This window comes from Brevibacterium sp. LS14 (genome assembly GCF_012027885.1).
GTDB lineage: Bacteria > Actinomycetota > Actinomycetes > Actinomycetales > Brevibacteriaceae > Brevibacterium > Brevibacterium casei.
In genome coordinates this window covers 1-356 of record NZ_SJXG01000005.1, presented here as the reverse complement: position 1 = coordinate 356, position 356 = coordinate 1, and the positions used below count along the sequence as shown (strand labels likewise).

At 68.0% G+C, this 356-nt stretch carries 1 pseudogene; it reads right to left on the bottom strand.

From position 1 onward, the window contains the following. Positions 1–356 (bottom strand): annotated as a pseudogene (locus EZE58_RS00020) (HNH endonuclease); the annotation flags it as partial.

The window sequence follows — 356 nt, the reverse complement described above, 5'->3', positions numbered from 1 at the left end:
TGCGCGGCGATGTGGGACCGGTCGTCGGGGGTTTGGAGGAGGTGGATGAGTTTGCGCAGCCCGGTGCGCAGGGTGTCACTGGTGACATCGGCACGTCTGGTGGCTAGGTGCTGGTCGAGGCGGGGGAGGTGTTCGAGGGCCACTGTTTGGCAGAGGTCGGCGGCGGTGATCATGTGGGCGAGGGTGAACTCGCCGGAGCGGGCACGGGCGGTGAAGCGGGGGAGTCCGTGGATGAGGGTCACAGCTTGGGTGAGGTGGCGGTAGGTGCGGGCGGTGGTGGTGCCGAGGATCGTGGAGATCGCCCCGAGGTGCTCGGTGGCCACGTGGTCATGGACCCACGCTGAGAAGGTCGTGTC